Here is a 22,520-nt window from a genome sequence, read left to right as displayed (position 1 = left end):
ATCACCCACCAAAACTTCTTTAAGCCGCTGATTCATTTCCAAAATTACATCTCTGCGGAAATTTGCTCTCTTCAAGAGAGCGCAAGTGTTGGCCTCAGTTCACGTTCTAATCTCGTCCAGAAAATCGCCAGGATAATCTTGCCTGGAAAGCGTGCTCTGCGGACGCCTTTGGGAACCGGTTCCGGATCTTCAGATCAGGGGAAACGGCTGCCTTTTTTCGTTGGCCCAGAAATCGGCGCAACACGATCTTTGCCCCCATTGCCTTGGCCTGCGGAAGGGCCACCGCGTTATCGTTGCGCCGCTGGTGCCGCAGGGATCACCTGCGCATCTACCTCCCGGCAGGCGGCGGGCGGCGCTCCGCATCCTCCACGACCTTGAATGGAAGCGGGCCTTGATGGCTGTTGATTTCGATCATCGTCAGCCGGCCGTCAGCGACCACCTTCGAAAAGCGGCGGCAAACGTCCTCTGCCTCGGCGGTTAGCGTCGAGAGCAGGGCGCCCTCATGTTTGGCTTCCAGCAATTGCGGCATCAGCAGCGGTCGGCAGATCGCCACCCATTCTTCCGCTGCGCCGGGGCGCTTGATGAAGGTTGCGGCGGATTGCTTGAACTCGGCATCCGATGGGGGCGTGCGTGGCGCAAACAGGTAGAGGGCAATCATGCACAGCGATCCGATCGCCATGCTTGTCGCCAGTAGGCGGAGGTTCATTGCGGGCTCAGGTCTGTAAGTTGCTGCCCCTGTAGATAAATCAATCCAGGGGTGTGTTCAAGCCTGTGGGCGGCGCTTCACGCTGTTCTTGCCGCCCGGCGTCAATAGGGAGCGGGGGCATGGTGGCACCAAAATCGCGTTTGCCGTGACAAGCGCGCTACAGTCTCAATCGAAGCGTGTGGGTGCGCGCTGCCAGGGGGGCAAATCTAAGCGTCACCCATCTTGAAAGTTCGCGGCTGTCGGATTACCGGATATCTCATGAAGATCTTCACCGGAATCGCCTTTGCCGTTGCTGCCCTTTTGCTCGTTTCGTCTTGCAGCGAAACCGGCCCGACCGGCGATGGCCGGGCTGGAATAGAAAAAGCGCAGCTGACCGAGAAGGCGAAATCGAAGCCAGCCACCGGCAAGAAGGCCAAGGCTGCAGCCGCGGCCGAGCAAAAAGCGCTGGCTGATGCGCGCAGCCCAAGGCAATGCAAGACCCCGAAAAAGCAGTGCAGCTATGGCGCGGGTCCGGCGGGCGAACCCTGTTCGTGCTGGTCGACCGAAGGTTCTCCCACATTGGGCGTGACAATCAAGTAAGCCGATGGCACCGAAGCTGCGGAACTCTCCGCTTTAAGGCCGGCAACGGCTGACGGGCGAACTGTCGCGCGGCATGGCCCGAGCGGCTGCTGGGGGTGTCTGTCATGACGGCGCAGGCGCCCAAAAAACCTTCAGCGTGCTTGCGCATCCTTCTCTGAGATCGAACCCTCTTCGGCGTCCCGCAAAATGGCGGCCGGAGGCCGGCGCGCCGATGGCGGCGCATGGCGTGCTGCCTCGACCGCGTGGATCCGCGGACCCGTCGCTGCGGCCTGCCGCATAGACGATCCTTCAGGAACCAATGGCAAGCGGTGGCGTTTCGTCTTCATGCTTCATGCGAAACGATGGTTTCAGGAGGAATATCAATGAAGAAGATGATGGTCACATTCGTCGCCGCCGTAACGGCGGTTGCCGGTCTTGTGCCTGCGCAGGCCGCGACACTTGTTATCAGCAAGGACCAGGTCATCAGCCAGGCGGACGTCCAGACCGTGCAGTACCGCCGTGACGACCGCCGCTGGGACAGGAACGACAGGCGACGCGGCTGGCACAATGGCTATCGTGGCTACGAGGATCGTCGTCCGGGCTATCGCCGCGGCGATGACGGCTGGTGGTATCCGCTGGCAGCCTTCGGGGCGGGCGCGATCATCGGTGGGGCGATCGGCAGCCAGCAGCCCCAGTACCGTGAACCCCAGTATCGCGAGCCTCAGTATCGTCCGCAGCCGAGCGAATACAGCTCGGCCCATGTCGACTGGTGCCTGTCGCGCTACCGCAGCTACCGGCCCTATGACAATACCTATGTGCCAAGGGCAGGGGTGAGGGCGCAGTGCATGTCGCCCTACTATTGATGCTTCTTGACCGTGCACCATCAAGCGGTCTGTCTGGCCCCATCAACCGTTTCCGGTTGGTGGGGTCTTTTTATGGGACGCGCGGGCGATGGGAACGGAGGCTGGCGCACCAGGCTGCGGCACCCGGCTTTGACCTGTTGGGTACGACAGGGGCCCCGGCGGCGCCCGCCTCGAGCCCTTGACTTCGGTGGTGCGGTCGGCAATTTTGCGCAGATGACCGCATTCCGTGTGTATGTTCTCTTTAAGCCTTTGATTGTAAAATTTATTTTTTGAATGTCGTTTCTTGCAGCGAGGCTTTTGCAACCAAGCCATTCTTCGGTGCTTCCCGCTCGATAGAAGCAATCCAGTGCATGAACATGTCTGGGAGGTGCCGGCCCCGCACGTGGCACCTGCTCGACAGGGTGCTTTCGTGGGCGGCAGCGTCTTGCGAGACTTTTTCCAATTCTTTCAAAAATATTTCGGTGCCATGTCGAAATCCGACGGCGGCTTGCGTTCTTGGGCCGTTAAGCAAATCAAACCGGTGATAACCCCATGACGCTGACGACGACTTCTCTTTATGCGCTTCTGCTCATCGCAATCTGGTTCGTTCTCTGGATCAGGGTGAGTTCCGCCCGGACGGCTCTCAGCTGCTCGATCGGCGATGGCGGCGATCCCAAGCTGCTGCAGAGGATCCGCCAGCATGGCAACTTTATCGAATGGGTGCCGCTCACGCTTGTCCTGATGCTACTCGCGGAGGCCCAGGGCACCGATGCGCTGTGGCTGCATGCCGCCGGCATCCTTCTGCTCGTGGGGTGGCTTGCCCATCCTTTCGGCCTGCCGAACGACAACGCCGGGCACCCGCTGCGTTACCTCGGCAACGGCACCAACATGCTTGCCGTTGCGGTTCTTTCGATCGCGCTGATCCGAATCCTCACCGGGTTCTAGACCCCTCGCATTTCCTCTGGAAATGCTCTTGCCAACAGTATGGAGCCTCTCATGACCCTGATTTTTCGGGGCGCGTCCGTTCGCCTTCATCGGCGCAGCGCTCTTTTGCTGACCACGCTCATCTTCACCATCGCAGCGACGTTGCCGCTGCAGGCACAAACCGCCATAACCGCAACGGCAGGAGACAAAAAGATGCAATACATGCTGTTGATCTACAACGACCCCAAGGTGGAGCCGCCCTACGGCACGCCGGAGTTCGACACGATGATGAGCGGCTTTTTCGCGCTCAACGAGCGGATGAAGGCGGATCAGGTGCTGGTCTCGGGCGAGGGGCTGCAGGGCGTCGAGACGGCAACGTCGGTGCGCATGCGCGGCGGCAAGGTGGAGACGATGGACGGCCCCTTTGCCGAGACGCGGGAGCATCTGGGCGGCTACTACGTGATCGAGGTTGCCGATCTCGACAGCGCTCTGCGTTACGCCGCCATGGTGCCGTCGGTTGCCTGGGGCACGGTCGAGGTCCGCCCGTTGATGACCTACAATCCCGGCGGTGAGTGACAAGCAATCACAGGGGGTGAGTGACATGCACTCCGCCGCTTCCGGTGCCGTTGCAGCGACCAGGGCTCTCGATGGCCTGGTTCGCAATGACCGGGGGCGGCTGCTATCAGCCCTGATCGCGCGCCTCGGCAGTTTCCAGCTCGCCGAGGATGCGCTGCAGGACGCCATGGTGTCGGCCGTCTCCCATTGGGGCCGCAACGGCGTGCCGCACGCGCCGCATGGGTGGCTGCTGCAAGCCGCCTATCGCAAGGCGATCGACCGCATCCGGCAAAACAGGTCCGAAGCGCGCAAGATGAAGGATATGCAGCCGCTGGCACGGGGCGAAGCTGCCGACGAGCCCGACGATATCCCCGATGAACGACTGCGGCTGATCTTCACCTGCTGCCACCCGGCGCTGGAGGCAAAGTCGCAGGTGGTGCTGACGCTTCGAACCATCGGCGGCCTGTCGACCACGGAGATCGCACGGGTCTTTCTCGACGCGGAGCCGACAATGGGACAGCGGCTTTCGCGCGCCAAGGCCAAGATCGCGGCGGCGCGCATACCCTATGCCGTACCGGCGCAGGAGCAATGGGCCGAAAGGCTGCAATCGGTGCTGGCCGTCATCTATCTGATCTTTACCGCCGGATACGCCGCAGGGCCTGGGCAGGGCCGGGATCTGGCTGAGGAGGCGCTGTTTCTGTGTCGGTTGCTGAACCGGCTTCGCCCCGGAGATCCCGAGATCGAGGGATGCCTCGCACTCGTGCTGATCACCCATGCGCGTTGCCTGGCGCGCGTGGATGCGGACGGAATGACCGTGGCGCTCGCGGAACAGGACCGGGCGAAATGGAACCGGGCACAGATCGATGAAGGTCTCGAGCTGATCGAAACGGCCATGCGACGCCGGGCGCCGGGACCATACCAGATCAAGGCGGCCATTGCCGCCTGCCACGTTCAGGGGGAGCGCTCCGACTGGGCGCAGATCGTGCTCCTCTATGACAGCCTGCTGCGGCTGGAGCCGACGGCCGTCATCCGTCTCAACCGGGCAGTGGCGCTTTGCGAAGCGGGATGGCTGGAGCCGGCGCTGCGCTCGCTCGACGCGCTTGCGGGCGAGCTTCGCGACTACCAGCCATATCATGCGGCGCGGGCGGAACTGCTGGCGCGGATGGGGCAGGCGGAAGACGCATCCAAGGCCTATGCGATGGCAATCGCCCTTGCCGGGTCGCCAGCCGATGCCGCCTTCCTGCGGCAGCGCGCCGCGCGCCTCGGCGCGCAGACATAGTGGGCGATGCGGCGCCGGATGACCCGCGCGGCGATAGCGCCATGCGTCAAACATGACGCGCGAGGGACGCGGTAACAATTTAAACTTGCAGGAGAATTTCCTCGTCAAATCGATCCCGATCCAAGGAATTATGCAGCAGTGTTGCTGGAACCAAAGCGACGGGCCGGCGTTTCATTTGCAAGTACGAAGGCCCGCTTGCTTCCTGATCGGCCATCCGGATCGGGTCCTTCCGCGGATGGAAATACAACGCCTCGTCTACCGGGAACGGTAGGCGAGGTTTTTTCCTGCGGTCGTCACCCCTCATGCGCATGCCGCCGGCGAGCCCAAGCTCCTGCGCCAACCGGTAGTCGCCAACCTGCATTCCCCAACCCGCACTCATGGTGAGCGATGCGCAGCCTTCTTGTCCGCCGCGCGCAGCTTGCGCTCGCAATCGTGCTTGAGCATTGCAAGGGTCAGGTTGCGCCGGCCCCTGTCGTCAGTGTCAGCCTTTGCCGCCTCCATCCTGCGGCACCAGCCGGCGTCGAGCATGTCCTCGGAGATGCCGGTAACGCATGAGGCGACGAGGGCAAGGGGCGCAATCAGGAGCAGGCGTGCAAGTCGAATCATATCCGGGCCTCCGGTGCCGGATGGTGATCAGCTTTGCCGGGAATTGGAAGCGGCCTTCGCGTTGCCGGAGGGGCAATCTGGTTGCATGGGAGGAACGACGCTGGCGGCGGGCGGCTCAAGTGTGACCTTGGAACGCCGTGTCAGGGTAACGCGGTGTCAGGGGCAGCTACCGAGGCGTCTGCAGGCGAATGTGTAGATCCTGTCGGAGGGCTGGAAGACTTGCTGCGCAGTCTGCAATGAGGACCAGACAACGCTCCTGACGTTGTCTGCAAACAGGGCAAGGAACGTTCCGATCGGGCCCTCGGCCAGCGGGCCGTGGATGCCGGCATGACCGAGCCCCTCGTCGAGTTCATATGACTGCTCGGCGGTGATCTGCAGGAGGTCGCCCGGGGTGAGGTCTTGCAGGTCGGCAACGCCGACGGTGGCAAGCACGGTGGACACCAGGAGCTTGCAAATCTGCTTGCAGGCGCGGCAGGGCAATTCACTGGAGGCGGCGGCAAAAGCGCTGCCGATGCGGGCGATCATCGCGCGAAACCGGCTGCCGGCCCTGGCGCGGATCTCCAGAAAGGCATCATAGGCCCGGCGGGCGGGAGGCATGACATAGAGCCGCACGCGATCATCGGAGCCCTTGGCCAGGTTTTCGACTTCCGGCCCGCGCAGCGTGAAGGTTACGTCGCCAGCCAGGATCTCCAGGAGGACAACGATATGCGAATCCTTGTCGTCGAAAAGGATGCGCTCGTCGATTTCGACCTTGCCTTCGCCCGCAAACTCCCTGATCTCGATCGTCGGTTCGCGAATTTCGGTTCGTTGCAGAAACATTGCCGCCCCCAAGGTCGCAACCAACGGGCGCATCCTACAATGCAGGGCCGTGCCGGGACATTAGCCTTATCTGAGTATCGGTCCCGATTGCTGACTAATACCAGGTCGAGACGATAGGTTCCTAGCGGCGCTGCCACGCGGGCGGGAACCTTTTGCCCGGATTCGACTTTCCGTAGCGACAACTGAAAACAGGGGTATCGCGATGCTGAAATGGGCACTTATCTTCTTCGTGGTTTCATTGATCGCCGGGTTTCTCGGCTTTTCCGGCGTTTCGGCGGCGACGGCCGGCATCGCCAAGATCCTCTTTTACATCGCCCTGATCGTCTTCCTGATCTTCCTGGTACTGGCGTTCATGGCCGGAAGCGCCATCGTCTGACGTATGCGGCATGGCCAGGAGGGTGGCGAGGCCGACGGTTTTTGCCTTGCGCAGCGTCTGCCCTTGTCCCGCGGGCGCATAGCTGCGCGGGCATAAGATCGAATTTTCTGTCGCGTCCGTGAGCGAGATGGTACGGACGCGCGCATGAATGAGATCTCACTTGCCGATCGCGCCTGCGGCGCCTGCACACTCTGTTGCCGGCTGCCCGATATCGATGCGCTGGCAAAGCCGGCCAATGCGTGGTGTGAGAACTGTATCGAGGGGCATGGCTGCCGGATCTATGATTTCAGGCCGCAGCTTTGCCGCGATTTTTTCTGTCTTTGGATGACGGACGAGCGGCTCGGACCCGAATGGGATCCAGCGCGCTCGCACATGATGATCTATAGACAGGGGCCGCAGATCACGGTGCTGGTCGATCCGGACTTTCCCGATATCTGGAAAAGCGAGCCTTATTCGCAGCAGCTTTCTGAGTGGGCGCGGGAGCCGGTTGCCGATGGTCAATATGTGATCGTCTTCGTCGGCGATGACGTCTTCAAGGTCGATTAGAGCGTTCTCGCCCAAGGGCGAAGTCGCGCAAGCTTTCCCGGAAAGGCTCTGGGCCGAAGGGTCCGGGCCGAGGGCTCTGCCGCGGAAGAAAAAGCCCCGCGCGATGGCGGGGCAAGCAAGCACCCAAAATGGCTCAGGTGCGGGGAAGCGCAGTCCATAAAGGAACGTACTGCGCGGTACGGTAAATACTATGCCGCCCTTGGGCTGGGGAAGGTCCGATTCGGCGATTCCGGTACGCTTGATGAAATAAATAGGGCGGGTGCGGCCGGGGCGCGCTGCGGAAGGTGCCGGGTGCTGCTATTCCAGCGTCGAGAGTTCTTCGTCCCAGGCCTCCAGGCTCCCGAGAATTTCCCGCAGCGTCTCTCTTCCCTGGACCCAGAGACCCTCTTCGGGGATCGGCTGGACATCGCCGCCGGCGGCCGCGATCGCGCTTCTGACCTCTTCCGGGCTTTCGCGGACATATTGGCGCTTGCCGCCGATATCGAGTGACGAGCTGAGGCCGGGCACATGGTGGTTGGGTGCCAGCGGCATCGGCCCCTTGGCCGCATGCACATTGATCCAGACCGGTGCGCCCAGGCGGTGGGTGAAACGATAGAGCGACGGCAGCTCGGCCTTGACGGCGGCGGCGACGGCCGTCGAGTCTTCCTGAACGAAAAAGGTCTGGCCGGCATTGATCAGCGTGTTGCCGAGATCGTCGTCGAGGCGCGGATCCGTCTTGCGGATGCGCAGCACCTGGCTCGCCTCGAGATCCAAAGGGGTTCCACTCTTTCGCGTAAACCTGATCATGAAATCCTCTCGAACATCAACCTTCAGATTGCGCCAAGTTTCGGGAGGTGTCGAGGGGACCTTGTCGGCGTCAAGCACGTGGCGACCTCCCGCAAGCCGTCGGCCGGCAAGACCGGTGGGCACGTCTGCGCGGCGGGCCTTGTCCTTGTTTTTGCTGTCGGACACGGTGAATCTGCCGGCGGGCGCGTCATCTCGTCGGAACGACGGCGCCCAGGTGGAGAGGAGGATGAAGGATGGCACCGAGACCGACCTTGCGGTCGACAATGCGACGCACCGCGACCTGGAAGCGGGCGCTCAACAGAGAACGCCCGGCCTTGCCAAGCCGATGGAGCGATTGCTCGCGTCTGTGGCTAGCGCGACGGCACGGCCGTCGAGCGCGAAACGGTCTCGCTGCTGGCGAAAATGATGGCGGCGAACAGCAAGACGCCGATGAAGACGATGATCGACGCGATGGCGACCAACGGCTCCAACTGCGGGCTTCCGGTGAGCATCAGATAAAGCGAGGGCACCAGCAGTGCGACGCCGCCGGTGTAGACGCAGTACTGGATCATCGCCAGACGCCTTTGCGCCTTGGCTGGGTTCAGCGCGTGATAGCCACCGAAGATCGCCATCGTCACCCATCCCAGAAGGTTTGCGTGCGCATGGGCGCCGATCGCGCTGTGATCCTGGCCGATGGCCATATGAAGGCCCATGGCTATGCCGATGATCAGAAAGATGATCGCGGTCTTGAAGTACAATTGTGCTAGGCGCGGCATCGAACAACTCCCCTCTATTGCTGCCCCGCTTGATTATTAGCATTTCTGCGGATGAATGCTGCCTGCCTTTATTGGGTACTTAAAGCGCGTCGCGATCTTTGAGAATCGCTTGGCGCGCTTTAAGTTCTTGTTTTTGCGCATGTCGTTATCGCAAAACCGCGGCACACTTTTGCGCGACATGCTCTGGGCGCGCATCGCGCCATCAGAAGCTGACGGCGATACCACGATTGGCAAAGAACCGGTCGAAGGTGGAAAGCGGCATGACGACATCGGCCTGATTGGCGCGGTCATGGCCGGAAGGATTGTGAAAGCGAATAGTCTGCCGTGAGGCGGCCGTGACCAGCACGAGATGGCCGCCTTTCGACGGCGGTTCGCGCTCGGGCCAGCGGATTGCGCTGCTGACCGAGGCGATGAAGAAGCTGTGTGCGGAAAGCACCTCGGGAATGTCCGCCGTCGGGATATTCGTCAGCGTTTGGGCGCCAAGCCCGAAGCGCTCGCTGACATAGGTCACGAAGGGAGCATAGATCAGCCCCTTGATCGAGGCGTCGGCCTGGTTGACGAAATAGCCGCCGTAGTCCGTGCAGCCGCGCGCCAGCGACAGAATGGGATGCAACTCGCCGCGCGCGGCCAGGATCATCTTCAGGCAGGCCATGCCGCAGACATTCACCGCCCAGCGCGCATATTCCTCAATGGTCTCGGCGCCCGAATTGCGCCAGAGCGGATCGCGGTGAAGCGCCCGCGCGCCCTCCGACAGAACCGCCAATGTCATCTCAGGGCTTTCCCATTGGCTGAAATAGGGGACGGTGCAATCTACAATTTCCATGCCGCTTTCTCTGTCGGATGCCGATGGAACTGTTGTCATGTGCGCAGGCCGGTATCAAGCCGGTAGAGCAGCGCATGGAACTGACCGTTGCTCGGCGCGCGCGCCGGCATGCGCTGCACGATCTGGCGGACTTCCGGCGACGCCTGCGAGGTTGCCCAGCGGATCTCCGCTTCAAGCATGCCGGACGGGTCGTCGGCGGCGAGCGCTACGGCTCGCGCGGCGTAGGCGGCCGGCCCGAGGATATGATTGACCTGATGAGGGGTTGCGATCGGATGCGTGTAGGCGGATCCGGCGGCAGCCATTGCCGCGCGGGCGGCGGCCGAGGCTGCGGGATCGCCGACCTCACGCGCTGACTGACCGGCCGCCCAGGCAAGCTTGCGCAGTGCTGAGGTTCGCGCGCCGCCCTGCGCAAAGGTGGCGATGGCTAAAAGTGCGGCGCGCGGGCGGGTATCACCACGGGCCTTCGCCTCGAAAAGGGGCAGGGCGCGTTCGGCGCAAGCGGCAGCCCAGCGCGCGATTTGGCGCAAATCTTCCTCGTTCAAAAGCGGCGTGTGCGTTTCGGCGGGCATCTTCTGCTTTCCGCGTGCGAAGGGCTCTCGTTTAAGAATGTCGCCGACCGCCTTGGGGCGATGGTCTTGCGACCGGGTGCAAAAGGTATCCGCAAGATGAAGATGCATTCCGGCACTGTGATGCCAGCGCATCTTATACGTCTTGAGCTATCAACTCACGGATCGGGCATCAGCTGCGCAACTGCGTCGCATGAAAACAGAAGACGATTTCGGGGTCGTTTTCGTCAAGGTTGTCGATGTAGCCGCTGGTGCAAAAGCCGGCGGCGCACAAGAGTTCTTGCATGTGCCGGTTGGACAGGTTTGTCGACGCAAAGAGCTTGGGCGTTGAGCAGACGGCTGTGAAATGTTTGACGAGCGCCATACCAAGGCCCCGGCGACGAAAGCGCTCCGCGACCATGATCATTTCGACGAATCCGTTTCCGAAGAAATGGTAGGCCAAGACGCCATAGGCTCCGACGGAGCCGCTCGTCTCGACGACGTAACAGCACCCAGCCTCGATCCACGACCTGATATGGTGCCGGCGCTCGGGATCGTGAGCAGCAATCGTATCGAGGGCGACCAAAGTGTCGACGTCGGCAAGGGTGGCGCTTCTGATTTTCATCAACGATTCCAAGTACAATTGCGCTGAGGCGCATATCAATCTGCCCCTGTCGCGGGTACAGGGATTTTCAGCTTTAGAGCGCTTCACCTTTGAACGGAAGCATTCTGCCGGAAGGAACTTAGGCCAGGACCAATGCGGTTGGCGAAGAGCGCAGCAGAAGCTACGGTCGAGACGGTCGCCGCCGGGAATGGTGGAAATTCAGCCAACAGAATCGCTTTCGTTCAGAATTGAAGCGCTCTAAGGGTCGATCGTCCGTTTTGCCATGGCTGATTGTTCGGGCATGCGATCAAACAGTTGGCGCGAGCTGGCGACCACGGCCGTGCTGTCCGCTTTCCGGCACCCGGGCGGTGGCTGCGGCAAGGGCTGCGCGCCTGCGGGCGGCCATCTCGTTGAAGGGGGCCAGGCCCATGCGGTCGAGATAGGCTGTGATCGCCGCTTCGACGCCCTTGTCGTTGCCAGCTTCCGTTTGCCAGAAGGCTTCCATGGCGGCGAAGAGGGCGGATTTGTCGAGCGGGATATCCATCAGGGCCTAAGCTCCGAACTGCTGGCGGTGGTTGAGCGTGCCATGGCCCGTTTGGCAGAAGGGGACGGCCTGGCGATGGCCGTCGGGCGTCGCCTCGAAATCCGCGCACCAGCGCTCCCAGGCCTGCGACGTGCGCACGAAGGCGGGCAACAGGTGCTGGTCATCCGGCGTGCGATCGAAATCGTCGAGCCAGGCGTCGGCGATGGTTTCGGAGATGTCCTCGCCGTGCAAGGCGTCGAGATCGAAGCGGATGAGCCTGGTGGCGTGTTCGCCGTCATGGACCTTCAGCCATTCGGCGGCGGTGGCAAAGGTGGTGCCGAAGCAATCGCTTTCCTCGATGAAATGGCCGCGCCCGAGCGTGGTGACCGCAAGAATGATCTCGCGGCTCTGGGTGAGAGGGGCGGCAGGTTTGCTTTCCCGTGTCGATGTCACTTTCATGCCTTCTCCCTGGCGAAGCAGGCGGCACGGGCCCAGGAGGCGTTGCGGATCCGGCTTCCCTTGTTTCGATTGGTAAAGTCATGATAGGAAAAATCCTATATCTTGGTCAATAGGAAATGTACGCGCGGCAGGATTTTTCTGACGGAGCTGTCGATATCCTCCAGTTTGTTCTTGTTTTGTTCGGGGGATTGAGTCAGCTTGGAGCTGCCATTGCAGGTGGCAGAGAGGAACATGACATGGTCACTTACTTCGTCGTTCAGAGCTTCACACGGGGAAATCGGGGCGCCTTGCTCGCCGACATTCCGGTGCAGGCGACCGGGGCAGACCACGCGCTCAGGCTGGCGGAAAGGCTGGCGTCGACCAAGGTGGGCGTTGTCGCATTCAGCCGGGCAGGGGATCTGTCGACCGGTGAATTCGAGGATGCGACCATCCTTTTCATCGGCGGTGACCTGCCGTCGGATATGCAGGAGGTCATGGCCGCATAGGCGCATTGGCGATCGAACGAGGCGGCTTTGCCGGCCGGAGCCGTTTATCGATTCGTGTCGCCGGTGTTCGGTGGCTGGGTGGTGGTGTGTGTCGCGCAAAGGGCGGTGGGCCGGGCGCTGGGGTCAGCCGGCGTCCTTGAGGCTTCCCGGATGTCGTGCTGGCAACCCCGCGCCCCGTGTTTGCCCGCCTTCATGTTCAAGCAAAAGCCCGAGGGCCGCGCCGGTTCTCGGGTTTTTTTGTCGGGCGGCAGCTTTCTGCAGGGAAGATATGGGTCGATTTCGGCCGCCCGTGGCGCCACGTGCATTGTGGTGTTGACGTCTGACGCATCACGCAGCGTCAGGGCTGAGGCCGTCTTCAGGAAGCTGTTATTTTTCAGGTTGTCGCGGCGTGGAGTTGAGGCGTAAACGCCGACCGGCAATGGTGCCCGGCGTCAGCGGGCGCTGTATTTGCCCACGACCCGGTGGCAGAAGGACCACTCCACCCGGCTCTCGGTAAATTCCAGATGGGGATTGTACTGCTTCAGCGTCCATTCCCGGTCGTTGAACGACACCAGGCGCTTGATGATCGCCTCGGCATCGTTGGCGGGCGGCACGTGATAGAGCACGACGTCCTTGTCGCGGGCCGGCGGCAGGTGCGGGTGTACCAGGGCCATGTCGCCGGGCTCATAGGCCGGGATCATCGAGGTGCCGGTAAGGTATATGCCGTAGGCGCCCTTGACGCCCTCGAGCACCGAGGGGCGCTTGACGTATTCGACCGCATCGAACGTGACGATCACGTGGCCGTCGCCGCCCTGGGCGGCAACGAAGATCGGCAGATCGCGATGGCCGACGAGCTGCTCGCCGGGCACGATCTGCGGATTGAAGCCGGTGGTGTTGCGGGGCTGGCCGGCTTCTCCCGCGTTCGGCGTCGTGCCGATCAGGTCGGTGATGGCGCGCACATCACGCTCGCGCAATTCGCGCGGGCTCTCGCGCTCGACGAACTGCTGGATATAGGCGTGGTTCTTCCCGATCGCGATGGACAGATCCTTGTAGGTCGTCCTCTTCGCATCGACTGCTTCCCGGATAAGGCGCCGCAATTGATCCATGGAAATGGCATCCCAGATTCCGCTTCCTGCGTCCAATAGGATTTTTCCTCTTGATAAACGGACGATATCCTATTACTGATAGGATATGAACGGAAACAAACAGTCAATCGCATCTTCCAACGCCGATTTTTCCGGTTGCCGCTTTAAGCAGGAGTGGCCCGATCAGCGCGTTCCTGCGGAGGTCGGGCCTCTGGAGTCGGACGCTTCCGTGCGTCGGGCCCGGTCACGACCGAGGGCGTGCCCTGCCCGGATGATCGACCTTCCCGATACGGCCGAGCCGACCGCGGAGCAGCGCGCTTTTCGCGCGCGGCTTGAAAACGATGTGGCCCAGGCCATGGCCTTGGGCTCGACGATCGATTTTGCCGGGGAGGTGGCAAGCCATGCAGCCTGAAACGAGACATTCGACGGCGGGGCCGGAGACACGGCAGGTCACGACTATGCGGCCGAAGGGCTTGGCCGCCGGGAACGGGGCGACCGACGCGCGAAACAGCGACGGCGAGGCAAACGCCCCACTGGACGGGGTGGCGATGGCGCGCGGCATGGAGGTCGATGCGCCGGTCGCTGCGGCCCGACCGCCGGAGAACGACGCGACGCTCGCGCCGGAGGACTTGCTCGGCGCACTGAGCGCGCATGTAAAGGCGCAGCGCCTGCGAGTGCTGCAGCTGGAACTGGCGCTCGCCGACGCCGAAGCGCGCATCCTGTCGCAGGCGCAACTGCTTTGTGGCGCGGGCGCAGACGGCGAGGGCGGCCTCTTCAGCCGCCGGCCGGTGCGCGAGATCGTCGACGAGGTGTTGCTGGCCTATCCGGGCATCGGCTGGGCCGATGTGATCGGGGTTCGCCGGGAGCGCCGCCTTGTCGAGCCGCGCCATCGCTGCATGGCGGCCGTTTATGACGAGCGCGAGGACCTGTCGCTGCCGGCGCTCGGCCGGATCTTCCGGCGCGACCACACGTCCGTGCTGCACGCGGTCAACAAGGGAAGGGCGAAGCGATGAGGCGGGTTGGCCGGGCTGGTTGCGAGCATCGGGCCCGATGCACGGATGAGCATGACGGCCGGGAGGGGATCCTCCGCCCCGGAGCGGCGGTTCAACGCCCGTCCGGGACGGCGGCTCACCAACCGTCGCCCGGGGTGGAATGCCCCGCATCAGCGGGATGCGCTGGCCAGAGCCGCAACCACCGGGCGCGCATGACGAGGTGACAGGCCGGCATTTACACAACGAGCACTCGCATCGCCGCAGCCGGGCTCCGACTCTCGGGCGAACGCGCACGGGCAATGGAACGCAGACGAGCAGAAGGAAGAACACAATGACATCCAAGGCAGAACGCTTTCGCATCAAGCGGTCAAGCAGGGCGGGCCGGCCGCGCAAGGCGGACGTCGCGCGCTATCCAGGCGGGCAGATCAAGCACGGGGAAACGGAAAGAGAAGTGCGCTCGGTCGCCATCGCGGCGCGGCAGCGTCAACACTTTTCGGGAATGAAGGGCGTGGACGCGGGCAGTTCCTTCGCCGGCTACACGCTTGGGCGGATGTTCCTCGACGGTAAGCTGACCGCACACGAGCGCGAGGCGGGCGACGAATATGCCCGGCAGATGGCGCGCTACTACAGCCTGACCGGCATTCCCTTTCCAAGCGTCAGGGCGCAATCGCTGTTCAGCGTCAAAGGGTTTGAAGGCGAGACGACCGCCGAGCGGACGCGGGCAGCAAGGGCTGCGACCAACCGGATGATGGAACTCGAGGGCGTGCTCCTTAAGCTGCCGGACGGGCCGCGGGTGAAAACCACGGTCTTCAACGTCTGCGTCATGGACTACGAGGTGTTGCGCACCATGCCGGAACCGCAGCTGGCCTGGCTGAAGCGCGGCCTGACCGAACTGCACTGGCACCTCGGGCTTTCCAGGGAAAAGGCAGCGGTTTGAACTTCTGGTACAAAGCCGTAGGCGGCCGCTTCTGGATGCAGCGACCGCCTGAGGTGGGGGCCGGACGATGCTCGAGAAGAGGTCTCGCTCGGTTCCCCGAGCGAGGCGAGTTGCGGCTTGCGTCGTCAACGTCTGCTTGTTCCCGAAAGCAGAGGTTGATATTGTTTCTCACCGCATTGTGACCGGCCTGGCTGCGGGCATGGCCTTGCAATGACATGGACGAGCGACGGCTCGCGCCTCGGCCCTATCGCAATGAATACTGCAACTTTCTCTCGTGCCACGACCTATCCCTTCGTCCAGGTTGGAGAATTGCCGTGCGTATCAAGTCTTTCGCATCCCATGAGCCGATGAAAGCCACGTTTGTGGCGCGTGCCTTGTCCCACGCCGTAGCCGCGTACGCTTGCGTCCGCACAGCGTTCACGGTGCCGTTGTCCAGCAGACGATGGCTTGCGGCAGTTTTCGCGCTCGGCGCTTGCCCGGCAGCCTGGGCGGACGATGTGCTTTTCGAAAATGTCCGCATCTTCGATGGGAAGGGAGCGACCTCCCTTTCGGCTCCGTCGAATGTGCTGGTCAAGGGCAATGTGATCGCTCGGATCTCGACAGACCCTGTCGAGGCTGAAGGCGCCCAGCGCATTGCCGGGAACGGCCGCACGCTGATGCCGGGTCTTATCGATGCGCACTGGCATGCAATGCTGGCGCGGTCCACTCCGGCAGAGTCGTTTGGCGACGTCGGCTTCAGCAATCTTGTCGCCGGCGACGAGGCGACGGACACGCTGATGCGCGGTTTTACCACCGTGCGCGACGTGGGGGGGCCGGTGTTCGGCCTCAAGCGCGCGATCGACACCGGCATCGTCGAGGGACCGCGCATCTATCCTTCCGGCGCCATGCTCACTGTGACCAGCGGACATGGCGATTTCCGCCAGATGACCGAGCTGCCGCGGGTGATCGGTGGCCCGTTCGCCCGGATGGAGCAGGTCGGCGGGGCCATCGTGGTCGACAGCCCCGACGAGGTGCGCTTGCGGGTCCGTGAGCAGCTCATGCAAGGGGCAGCGCTGATCAAGGTGACGGCGGGAGGCGGGGTGTCGTCACCCCACAGCCCGCTCGATGTGACCACCTTTACCGAGCCCGAGCTGCGGGCCGCGGTGGAAATCGCCGACAATTGGGGGACCTATGTCGCCGCGCACGCCTTCACGTCGCATGCGATCAGAATAGCGATTGCAGCCGGCGTGAAGTGTATCGAACATGGTTTTCTGATGGATGAGGAAACCGCCAAGCTCATTGCCGACAAGGGCATCTGGCTCAGCCTTCAGCCGCTTCCCGAGCTGCTGCGGCAAGGCTTTGCGAAAGGTTCGGTCGAGCGGGCCAAGGCCGATGAGGTATGGCCCGGCATCGGCAGAAGCTACGAACTGGCGAAGAAATACAAGATCAAGACGGCGTGGGGCACCGATGTGCTGTTCTCCCGCGCATTGGCGCAGCAGCAGGGGGCGATCCTGGCCTCGCTCAAGCGCTGGTACACGCCTGCCGAAGCGCTCTCCATGGCAACCGGGACGAATGCGCAGTTGCTGGCGCTTTCCGGCCCACGCAATCCCTATCCGGGAAAGCTCGGAGTCGTTGAGGAAGGCGCGCTTGCAGACCTGTTGCTCGTCGACGGCAACCCGTTGGAGAATCTCGACCTGGTGGCCGATGCCGACAGCAACTTCAAGATCATCATGAAGGACGGGGTCATCTACAAGAACACGCTGGCGAAGTGAGGCGCAGGCGCATCCGAATGTCGGTTGGCGCTTGCCCTGTCGTCGTGCGGGACGGGATTGCGAGACAGGTGCGACAGGCTCACTGCGCACGGCCGGACGCCTGCGGATTTGCCGCCGGGTAATCGCCCGATAGAAATAGCAACGGTGCAACCGGAAGGATGGCGTGGCTGCTGCCGGTGCAGACAGCCGGGGTTCACTGGGAACCCCGGCTGTCCGAAATGCATTGGGCCGAAAGGCGGCCTCAGTTGCCGCCGATGCGTTCGCGCAGGCGGTCGTCGCGCTCGATGATTTCAGGGGTGAGCGCGTCGCCGAAGTCGGCGGCCTCGAAGACCGGGCGGATTTCGATTTCGCTCGGGCCGGGCATCGGATTGGGGCAGCGCTTTACCCAGGCGATGGCCTCGTCCATGTCCTTGACCTGCCAGATCCAGAAGCCGGCGACCAGTTCCTTGGTCTCGGTGAAGGGGCCGTCGATGACGATGCGGCTTGCGCCGTCGAAGGCGACGCGCTTGCCCCTGGACGACGGGTGCAGGCCTTCGCCGGCCTGCATGATGCCGGCATTGACCAGCTCTTCGTTGAACTTGCCCATGGCTTCCAGCAGCTCGGTCGAGGGCATCTTGCCCGCTTCGCTGACCTCGGTCGCCTTCACCATTACTATCACGCGCATGGTCTTTTCTCCTCTGATCGACAAGGCCGAAGTGGCCCCTCATGCCTAAATGACGAACGGGCCACGTAGGGACCGACAATCCGTCCAAACTTTTTTCTGCAGGCCGTAGCGGTATCGACGGCTACCCCGCGCAAGGCGGCGGCCTACACCTTGCGCACCGCCTCTGCGCGCGCTGAGGTGGTGTCGCCGACGGTGTCTGGGAAGGCCTCTCGGCAAAGATATATCGACCACCGCGGCTCGCAAGGCTTTCGGACGGCAAGAGCCACCGGCGTGGCCTCGTGGCTCGTCAATGAGACGAGCTGTCGTCGGCATCGTCATGTTTCTACATGCTAATATGATGATGAGCGCATTCACCATGGGTTCACGTCGAAGGGGGATAGCTTGCGCCTATTCGAAACGGATAGGTGTCGAGATGAAGAAGATAGGCATTGTGATCCTTGCGGCGGTGACGGCTCTGACGAGCTTCGTGCCTGCGAATGCCATGCCGGTTGCGGCCGTTCAGCTGCGGCAGCAGAGCGACGTTACGAGCGTGCAGTATCGCGAATGGGGCGGCGACCGACATCGCCCTCGGCCGGGCTGGAACCATGGTGGATATCGACCGCGTCCCGGCTGGGACGGCGGGTACCGGCCGCGCCCGGGTTGGGACGGGGGCCACCGTCCACGGCCACACTGGGAGGGCGGCTATCGCCCGCGGCCGGGCTGGCAGGGCAGCGGCGGATATCGCTATGGCTGGTACAATGGCCACCGGGGTTATCGCGGCTACCGCGACGGGTATCGCCGCCACAATGACGGCTGGTGGTATCCGCTGGCAGCCTTCGGCGCCGGCGCCATCATCGGCGGCGCGATCGCCGCTCCGCCGCGGCGCGTCGAGTCCGGCGTGAACCCGCGGCACACCAGCTGGTGCTATGACCGCTACCGCTCCTACCGCGCCTGGGACAATTCGTTCCAGCCCTATGGCGGGCCGCGGCAGCAGTGCTACTCGCCTTACTATTGAAGCAAGACGAAACCCGCCGATCGGTTGCGATCGGCGGGGTCTTTGTCGGGGCATGCGCGGGGTGCTTCCCGTACTCGCCGTCAAAGTTGGCCTTCGAGCGGCGCCTGCGGCCGGAGGAGTTCCGGTGTCCGTCGGCGAAATTGCCAAGCCGACAAAGCAGCGGTCATGAGCGCGACGACGCGCCGCGGATTGAGGCTTTGCCATGCGGCATTAACGCGAACGTTCCCCGCGCGACGGCTCACAACGAGTAGCCCTTGCCGTGGCTTGGCGGCGACGGTCTGCTCGTCCGGTTGGGGCCCTTCGCCAGTTCGATTGCGGTAGCGCGTGCCCGCTCGGCTTTGGAAGACTTGGTGTCCAGGGTCGAGCCTGGGGGCGTTGCTGCCATGGCGCTCGCCATCAGGGCGAACGATGCGGCAGCGGCTAGGATGATTGTCTTCATCGCTGTTTCCTTGGTTTCTACACATGGTTTCGGCCCAGGCGGGGTTTCGGCCGCGGCGACCCGCCGGAGCGTTGACGCGACGCGGGTCGTTGGACGTACGGCGCGGATGAGCCGCCGGGAATACGGCAGATGCCGTATTTCGACGTGAGGACGGCAGGACGCGGTGCATGTTGGTTAGCGAAGGTTTACCGCTCTGGTCTCGCCGCGTCCCGTGTTCGGGTTCGGACATTTGCCTGGCGTTTGCGCGCCGGCGTGCGCTATCGCAGAGAGCTTGGCGCGGATTGCCCGGCCTGGCTCTTGTGTCGATGCCTGGCCGCATCGCAGACATGGGCACGCGCACGCGCGCGCGCGGCCCTCAAAAGAAGGCGTGAGGAATATGGCTGATCTTCCTGTCCAACTTGATGACATCCGGGCGCTCGAGGAGGCGCTGCATCGGCCCGAGGTGCGCCGCTCGAGAGCGGCCGTCGAGGCGCTGCTTGCCGAAGGTTTCATGGAATTCGGCGCATCGGGAACGACGTACCATCGCGCAGAGACGATCGAGCTTCTCTGTGAAGAGGATGATGAGCCTGATGAAGGTGAACTTGAGGCGACGGATTTTGCGCTGACGCCGGTCTGTTCCGACGCAGTGTTGCTGACCTACAGGACCATTCGACGGGCGGGTGACGGGTCGCAACGGCAGGCGCTGCGATCCTCCATCTGGAAGCGGACGGCAGGCCGGTGGCAGATGCTGTTCCACCAGGGAACGCTGACATCGGCCACCATTTCGACGGCCGAGAGCTGAACTTGCAGGCAATGTGAAGGGCGGGCGCGCGATGGCGGAGCCGGGGGGCCGGCTTTGCCACGCTGTGGTTCGGGCGTGTCAGATCGGGGTGTCACGCAGAAGGCGGCGTTGCCTCAGTCCGGGTCGGGCAGGGTTTCATCGAAGCGGGTGGCCTGGCGCGACGGATCGCGGCCAAGGGCTTCTTCTTCCGCGTCATCCGGCAGCGCCTCGTCGTTGTCGAGATTTGCCTCGTCGCGGCTCGGCACCGGGGGCACGCGACCCCGGTCTGCCGGCGGCAGGTCGGCGCCATCGGGGATCTGATCCGCAGGGACGTCCGGCAAGTCGTTGGCTTCGTTATCCGGAATGAGGCGTGGCTTCAGCGTTGTTCGGGGCATGGTCGCATCTCCTTGATCGTAGCCAAGGAGTAAGCGGCAAACGGCCGAATGGTTCCGTATCATGGCCGTGAAAGGTTCGTGCTGGGCGCAGATCGGAGGGTTGGTGGCAGGCTCAGAAGTGACTTGGCGGCGAAGACATGGCTTCGCCGAAGCGGCGGCGGGTGCGCAAGCTGGAGGGTACAGGCACGGCGTGAGCGTCTAGAATTTCAGCGTGGCATCGTCGTGTTTGGGTGGCTGGTGGCTGTCTCTCTGGCGGCGCATGCCGTAGGCGAGGGCAAGGCCCAGCACGGCGGAACCGATGACAACGGCGAATAGTGCGAAGAAATTCTCCATGACATTCTCCTCCCGGAAGCGATGATAGCACAATCGGACGCGCGCAACCAAATTCCTGCAAGTTATCCCTAACCGATACGCAGGGCCGGCGAAGGCTCATCCGAAAGGGCAACGAAGGTGGCGCTTCAGTTGTTCCGGGCAGGTTGGACATGTCCGGCGAGATTTGAGGATGGCTTGCCGCTGATGCGTGGTCGCACAACCCCGGCATGGGGCGAACGGCAGCGTCTGCGAGCGTCGCCGGTGCATGAGGTGACGTGCCAGTTCTCGTGGACAGCACAATCTCAAGGATCAGCGCGATGCGCCCCGGCATTCAACGCCTGATGTCGGCAAGCCAAAATCGCGAGAAAGCGGCGCACGTCACGCGCCTTTGATTGCCCAGTGCCTGGCCAGGCGGGCGCCATTCAAAAAAAGAACGAAACTAGAACAAATTTTGTTCGAAGGGGTTGCCATTCTGCCGGAAGCGGGCTAAGGATATTTCAGGATGGTCGTTTCGTAATCGAAGCGGCCTTTTTTATTTTTGGAGGCACGAGCCGGTCGATCGCGCTCCTGCCAGTTGCAGCCCGCGGCTGTCCATCCAGATGTCTCTCTCTCTCTCTCTCTCTCTCTCTCGAATTGGCCGGCGCGCCTGAAGTGCTTCTCGGCTTCTTGGAAGGGCGTGCCCTCTTCGCGTGTCGTTGTTGCTTGAAGGACAGCGCTGCGCGTTTGCGCGACGTTGATAAGGTCGTTCGGCGACGCTTATCGTGATGTTGTTTCTGCGAGGTGGCGCAAGCGTTCAGCAACGCGAAGACGTTGCTCCTCGGATAACTTCCGTATGACCGATTCGTAATAGGCACCGACAAATTCGAGGGCCTCTGGACGACCGTCTGCGCCGAAATACGAGCGGGAAACCCAGTAGGCGGCTTCTTCCAGGTCAGCTTCCACGACGACGCCAAGTTCGTAGGCGGCCGCGATCATCATCTGCGCACCGTAATGGTCCTGGAGGGCCGCGCTATGCCACCAGCGGAACGCCTCCTTGGGGTTGCGCTCGACGCCTAGCCCCTCGTGGTAAATCGTGGCCAGCCGCCCTTGAGCGCCGATGTGGCCGCCGCGCGCAGCCAGCCCATTCCAGTAGTAGGCGGCAGCCAGGTTTTCCTCGCAATCGCCGAAAAAATGTTCTCCGAGCGCCGCTTGCGCGTCGACGTTTCCGCCCTTGGCGAGTTCGATCAGTCTCGGTGCTATGGTCGTGGCGCCTGGCGGCGGCGACGGATCGGCCAATACAGGCGGTCGACGGGCCTTTCCGGCGAAAATTGCACGCAGCCACGTCCATAAATGCTGGATCATTCGTCGTCGCTGCTCCTATCGGGGGAGTTGATCGATGAAGCGTGCGTCAAAGCCGTGTTGCTCACCTTCAGGGAGCTGAGACCGCGGGACAACGTCGATAGCTGTGCCGACGCGGCGTTGCTCGTCTGCTCAGCTGCGGCCGCCATCAATCTGTTCCTCTTCCGATATCTCCAGCGCCTGCGGCGACAGGCTGTCTGCGGGTGTCCCCTTGGCTGCCCCCCGGTGTCTGCCGCGAGCATCGAGTGCCGCGCAGAAGCCGGCCGGTGCCGTGTTCAGGTCGACACCGCCGTCATCCCGGTTGTGCCTGTCGATTGCCTGGCGGGCACCATCATGACCCTTGCGCGCGGCGCTACGCCACCAGCGAAGCGCCTCCTGCGGGTCAGGCTCGATGCCGAGGCCCTGGTGATAGATCGTTGCGAGGCGGGCTTGAGAGGCGGCGTGGCCCTGGCGGGCTGCCTGTCCGTTCCAGTGGTAGGATGCGGCGTAGTTTTCCTCGCGGCCATCGTTGAAATAGATTTCGCCGAGGACTGCCTGGGCGTCGAGATTTCCTGAGGTGGCGAGTTCGAGCAACCTGGGCGAGACATTTGCGGCGGACAGCCGCGGCGTGAAAATGGTCTTCAACCTTCTGACTGCGTTTTGGATCATCAGACACCCGTCTTATTCATCGGCATAATTCCTCA

32 protein-coding genes are annotated in these 22,520 nt (G+C 62.8%); 14 read left to right on the top strand and 18 right to left on the bottom strand.

Annotated elements, in window-relative coordinates; genetic code table 11:
• Positions 1-328: 328 nt before the first annotated feature.
• A complete protein-coding gene (locus HT585_RS09025; RefSeq protein ID WP_176352591.1) occupies positions 329-679 on the bottom strand; it encodes a hypothetical protein in 351 nt (116 codons plus the stop codon).
• Between the two features lie 285 nt (positions 680-964).
• On the opposite strand from HT585_RS09025, the gene HT585_RS09020 reads away from it, so the two are divergent.
• The 5 genes from HT585_RS09020 (at position 965) to HT585_RS09000 (ending at position 4,864) form a co-directional block, all read left to right on the top strand.
• Positions 965-1,285, top strand: a complete 321-nt coding sequence (locus HT585_RS09020) for a hypothetical protein (protein WP_176352590.1) — start codon at positions 965-967, stop codon at positions 1,283-1,285.
• Between the two features lie 362 nt (positions 1,286-1,647).
• Entirely contained in the window at positions 1,648-2,127 is a 480-nt protein-coding gene (locus HT585_RS09015) for a BA14K family protein (RefSeq protein WP_176352589.1), read from the top strand.
• Positions 2,128-2,658: 531 nt separating this feature from the next.
• Positions 2,659-3,051 carry an MAPEG family protein gene (locus HT585_RS09010; protein WP_176352588.1) on the top strand — a complete coding sequence of 131 codons (393 nt, stop codon included), beginning with the start codon at positions 2,659-2,661 and terminating at the stop codon, positions 3,049-3,051.
• A gap of 51 nt (positions 3,052-3,102) precedes the next feature.
• The gene (locus HT585_RS09005) at positions 3,103-3,606 is read left to right on the top strand and encodes a YciI family protein (protein WP_246707609.1); all 504 of its coding nucleotides are present in this window, start codon (positions 3,103-3,105) and stop codon (positions 3,604-3,606) included.
• Between the two features lie 25 nt (positions 3,607-3,631).
• Positions 3,632-4,864 (top strand): RNA polymerase sigma factor, encoded by a 1,233-nt coding sequence (locus tag HT585_RS09000; protein WP_176352587.1) that lies wholly within the window; start codon positions 3,632-3,634, stop codon positions 4,862-4,864.
• 79 nt (positions 4,865-4,943) lie between these two features.
• On the opposite strand, the gene HT585_RS08995 is transcribed toward HT585_RS09000, so the two are convergent.
• The 3 genes from HT585_RS08995 to HT585_RS08985 all read right to left on the bottom strand — a co-directional run bounded on the left by HT585_RS08995 (position 4,944) and on the right by HT585_RS08985 (position 6,289).
• Positions 4,944-5,225, bottom strand: coding sequence for a hypothetical protein (locus tag HT585_RS08995; RefSeq protein ID WP_176352586.1), 282 nt, complete (start codon positions 5,223-5,225; stop codon positions 4,944-4,946).
• Between the two features lie 14 nt (positions 5,226-5,239).
• On the bottom strand, positions 5,240-5,470 hold the full coding sequence (locus HT585_RS08990) for a hypothetical protein (protein WP_176352585.1): 231 nt from the start codon (positions 5,468-5,470) through the stop codon (positions 5,240-5,242).
• Positions 5,471-5,626: 156 nt separating this feature from the next.
• Positions 5,627-6,289, bottom strand: a complete 663-nt coding sequence (locus tag HT585_RS08985) for a hypothetical protein (protein ID WP_176352584.1) — start codon at positions 6,287-6,289, stop codon at positions 5,627-5,629.
• A 202-nt stretch (positions 6,290-6,491) separates the two neighbouring features.
• Between HT585_RS08985 and HT585_RS08980 the strand changes: the two genes are divergently transcribed.
• Together HT585_RS08980 and HT585_RS08975 are read left to right on the top strand one after the other, a co-directional pair.
• Entirely contained in the window at positions 6,492-6,665 is a 174-nt protein-coding gene (locus tag HT585_RS08980) for a DUF1328 domain-containing protein (protein ID WP_173420391.1), read from the top strand.
• 144 nt (positions 6,666-6,809) lie between these two features.
• Complete coding sequence (locus HT585_RS08975) at positions 6,810-7,211, top strand: hypothetical protein (protein WP_176352583.1); 402 nt, start codon at positions 6,810-6,812, stop codon at positions 7,209-7,211.
• A gap of 297 nt (positions 7,212-7,508) precedes the next feature.
• On the opposite strand, the gene HT585_RS08970 is transcribed toward HT585_RS08975, so the two are convergent.
• The 7 genes from HT585_RS08970 to HT585_RS08940 all read right to left on the bottom strand — a co-directional run bounded on the left by HT585_RS08970 (position 7,509) and on the right by HT585_RS08940 (position 11,706).
• Positions 7,509-8,162, bottom strand: coding sequence for a hypothetical protein (locus tag HT585_RS08970; RefSeq protein WP_176352582.1), 654 nt, complete (start codon positions 8,160-8,162; stop codon positions 7,509-7,511).
• Positions 8,163-8,347: 185 nt separating this feature from the next.
• On the bottom strand, positions 8,348-8,752 hold the full coding sequence (locus HT585_RS08965; RefSeq protein ID WP_176352581.1) for a heme-copper oxidase family protein: 405 nt from the start codon (positions 8,750-8,752) through the stop codon (positions 8,348-8,350).
• Positions 8,753-8,954: 202 nt separating this feature from the next.
• On the bottom strand, positions 8,955-9,575 hold the full coding sequence (locus tag HT585_RS08960) for a C39 family peptidase (protein ID WP_176352580.1): 621 nt from the start codon (positions 9,573-9,575) through the stop codon (positions 8,955-8,957).
• 35 nt (positions 9,576-9,610) lie between these two features.
• On the bottom strand, positions 9,611-10,144 hold the full coding sequence (locus HT585_RS08955) for a putative immunity protein (RefSeq protein ID WP_176352579.1): 534 nt from the start codon (positions 10,142-10,144) through the stop codon (positions 9,611-9,613).
• Positions 10,145-10,313: 169 nt separating this feature from the next.
• Complete coding sequence (locus HT585_RS08950; protein WP_176352578.1) at positions 10,314-10,745, bottom strand: GNAT family N-acetyltransferase; 432 nt, start codon at positions 10,743-10,745, stop codon at positions 10,314-10,316.
• Positions 10,746-11,031: 286 nt separating this feature from the next.
• A complete protein-coding gene (locus tag HT585_RS08945) occupies positions 11,032-11,268 on the bottom strand; it encodes a hypothetical protein (RefSeq protein ID WP_176352577.1) in 237 nt (78 codons plus the stop codon).
• Between the two features lie 6 nt (positions 11,269-11,274).
• Entirely contained in the window at positions 11,275-11,706 is a 432-nt protein-coding gene (locus HT585_RS08940) for a hypothetical protein (protein ID WP_176352576.1), read from the bottom strand.
• Positions 11,707-11,942: 236 nt separating this feature from the next.
• On the opposite strand from HT585_RS08940, the gene HT585_RS08935 reads away from it, so the two are divergent.
• Positions 11,943-12,191 (top strand): hypothetical protein, encoded by a 249-nt coding sequence (locus HT585_RS08935; protein WP_077504998.1) that lies wholly within the window; start codon positions 11,943-11,945, stop codon positions 12,189-12,191.
• 431 nt (positions 12,192-12,622) lie between these two features.
• On the opposite strand, the gene HT585_RS08930 is transcribed toward HT585_RS08935, so the two are convergent.
• Positions 12,623-13,276: a S24 family peptidase gene (locus HT585_RS08930; protein WP_176352575.1), complete on the bottom strand. Its 654-nt coding sequence runs from the start codon at positions 13,274-13,276 to the stop codon at positions 12,623-12,625.
• A 250-nt stretch (positions 13,277-13,526) separates the two neighbouring features.
• On the opposite strand from HT585_RS08930, the gene HT585_RS08925 reads away from it, so the two are divergent.
• The 4 genes from HT585_RS08925 (at position 13,527) to HT585_RS08910 (ending at position 16,935) form a co-directional block, all read left to right on the top strand.
• Entirely contained in the window at positions 13,527-13,667 is a 141-nt protein-coding gene (locus HT585_RS08925) for a hypothetical protein (RefSeq protein WP_176352574.1), read from the top strand.
• Positions 13,657-14,268: a helix-turn-helix domain-containing protein gene (locus HT585_RS08920; protein WP_246707608.1), complete on the top strand. Its 612-nt coding sequence runs from the start codon at positions 13,657-13,659 to the stop codon at positions 14,266-14,268. The genes HT585_RS08925 and HT585_RS08920 overlap by 11 nt, the downstream gene beginning before the upstream one ends.
• 310 nt (positions 14,269-14,578) lie before the next feature.
• Complete coding sequence (locus HT585_RS08915) at positions 14,579-15,184, top strand: hypothetical protein (RefSeq protein ID WP_176352573.1); 606 nt, start codon at positions 14,579-14,581, stop codon at positions 15,182-15,184.
• Between the two features lie 347 nt (positions 15,185-15,531).
• On the top strand, positions 15,532-16,935 hold the full coding sequence (locus HT585_RS08910; RefSeq protein WP_176353243.1) for a metal-dependent hydrolase family protein: 1,404 nt from the start codon (positions 15,532-15,534) through the stop codon (positions 16,933-16,935).
• Positions 16,936-17,176: 241 nt separating this feature from the next.
• On the opposite strand, the gene HT585_RS08905 is transcribed toward HT585_RS08910, so the two are convergent.
• Positions 17,177-17,599, bottom strand: coding sequence for a YciI family protein (locus tag HT585_RS08905; RefSeq protein ID WP_176352572.1), 423 nt, complete (start codon positions 17,597-17,599; stop codon positions 17,177-17,179).
• Positions 17,600-18,011: 412 nt separating this feature from the next.
• Between HT585_RS08905 and HT585_RS08900 the strand changes: the two genes are divergently transcribed.
• On the top strand, positions 18,012-18,593 hold the full coding sequence (locus HT585_RS08900; RefSeq protein ID WP_176352571.1) for a BA14K family protein: 582 nt from the start codon (positions 18,012-18,014) through the stop codon (positions 18,591-18,593).
• Between the two features lie 238 nt (positions 18,594-18,831).
• Here HT585_RS08900 and HT585_RS08895 read toward each other — a convergent pair whose 3' ends face one another.
• A complete protein-coding gene (locus tag HT585_RS08895) occupies positions 18,832-19,032 on the bottom strand; it encodes a hypothetical protein (protein WP_176352570.1) in 201 nt (66 codons plus the stop codon).
• A gap of 376 nt (positions 19,033-19,408) precedes the next feature.
• On the opposite strand from HT585_RS08895, the gene HT585_RS08890 reads away from it, so the two are divergent.
• Positions 19,409-19,813 (top strand): nuclear transport factor 2 family protein, encoded by a 405-nt coding sequence (locus HT585_RS08890; RefSeq protein ID WP_176352569.1) that lies wholly within the window; start codon positions 19,409-19,411, stop codon positions 19,811-19,813.
• A gap of 113 nt (positions 19,814-19,926) precedes the next feature.
• Here HT585_RS08890 and HT585_RS08885 read toward each other — a convergent pair whose 3' ends face one another.
• From HT585_RS08885 to HT585_RS08875, 4 genes are all read right to left on the bottom strand, one after another.
• On the bottom strand, positions 19,927-20,187 hold the full coding sequence (locus HT585_RS08885) for a hypothetical protein (protein ID WP_176352568.1): 261 nt from the start codon (positions 20,185-20,187) through the stop codon (positions 19,927-19,929).
• A gap of 198 nt (positions 20,188-20,385) precedes the next feature.
• A complete protein-coding gene (locus HT585_RS32070; protein WP_281410671.1) occupies positions 20,386-20,520 on the bottom strand; it encodes a hypothetical protein in 135 nt (44 codons plus the stop codon).
• A 735-nt stretch (positions 20,521-21,255) separates the two neighbouring features.
• Positions 21,256-21,840 carry a tetratricopeptide repeat protein gene (locus HT585_RS08880; protein WP_176352567.1) on the bottom strand — a complete coding sequence of 195 codons (585 nt, stop codon included), beginning with the start codon at positions 21,838-21,840 and terminating at the stop codon, positions 21,256-21,258.
• A 129-nt stretch (positions 21,841-21,969) separates the two neighbouring features.
• Complete coding sequence (locus HT585_RS08875) at positions 21,970-22,485, bottom strand: tetratricopeptide repeat protein (RefSeq protein WP_176352566.1); 516 nt, start codon at positions 22,483-22,485, stop codon at positions 21,970-21,972.
• Positions 22,486-22,520 lie beyond the last annotated feature (35 nt).

This window comes from Ensifer oleiphilus (genome assembly GCF_013371465.1).
Lineage (GTDB): Bacteria > Pseudomonadota > Alphaproteobacteria > Rhizobiales > Rhizobiaceae > Ensifer > Ensifer oleiphilus.
Note: the sequence above shows the minus strand (reverse complement) of the source record. Positions and strands in the feature narration are given on the sequence as shown.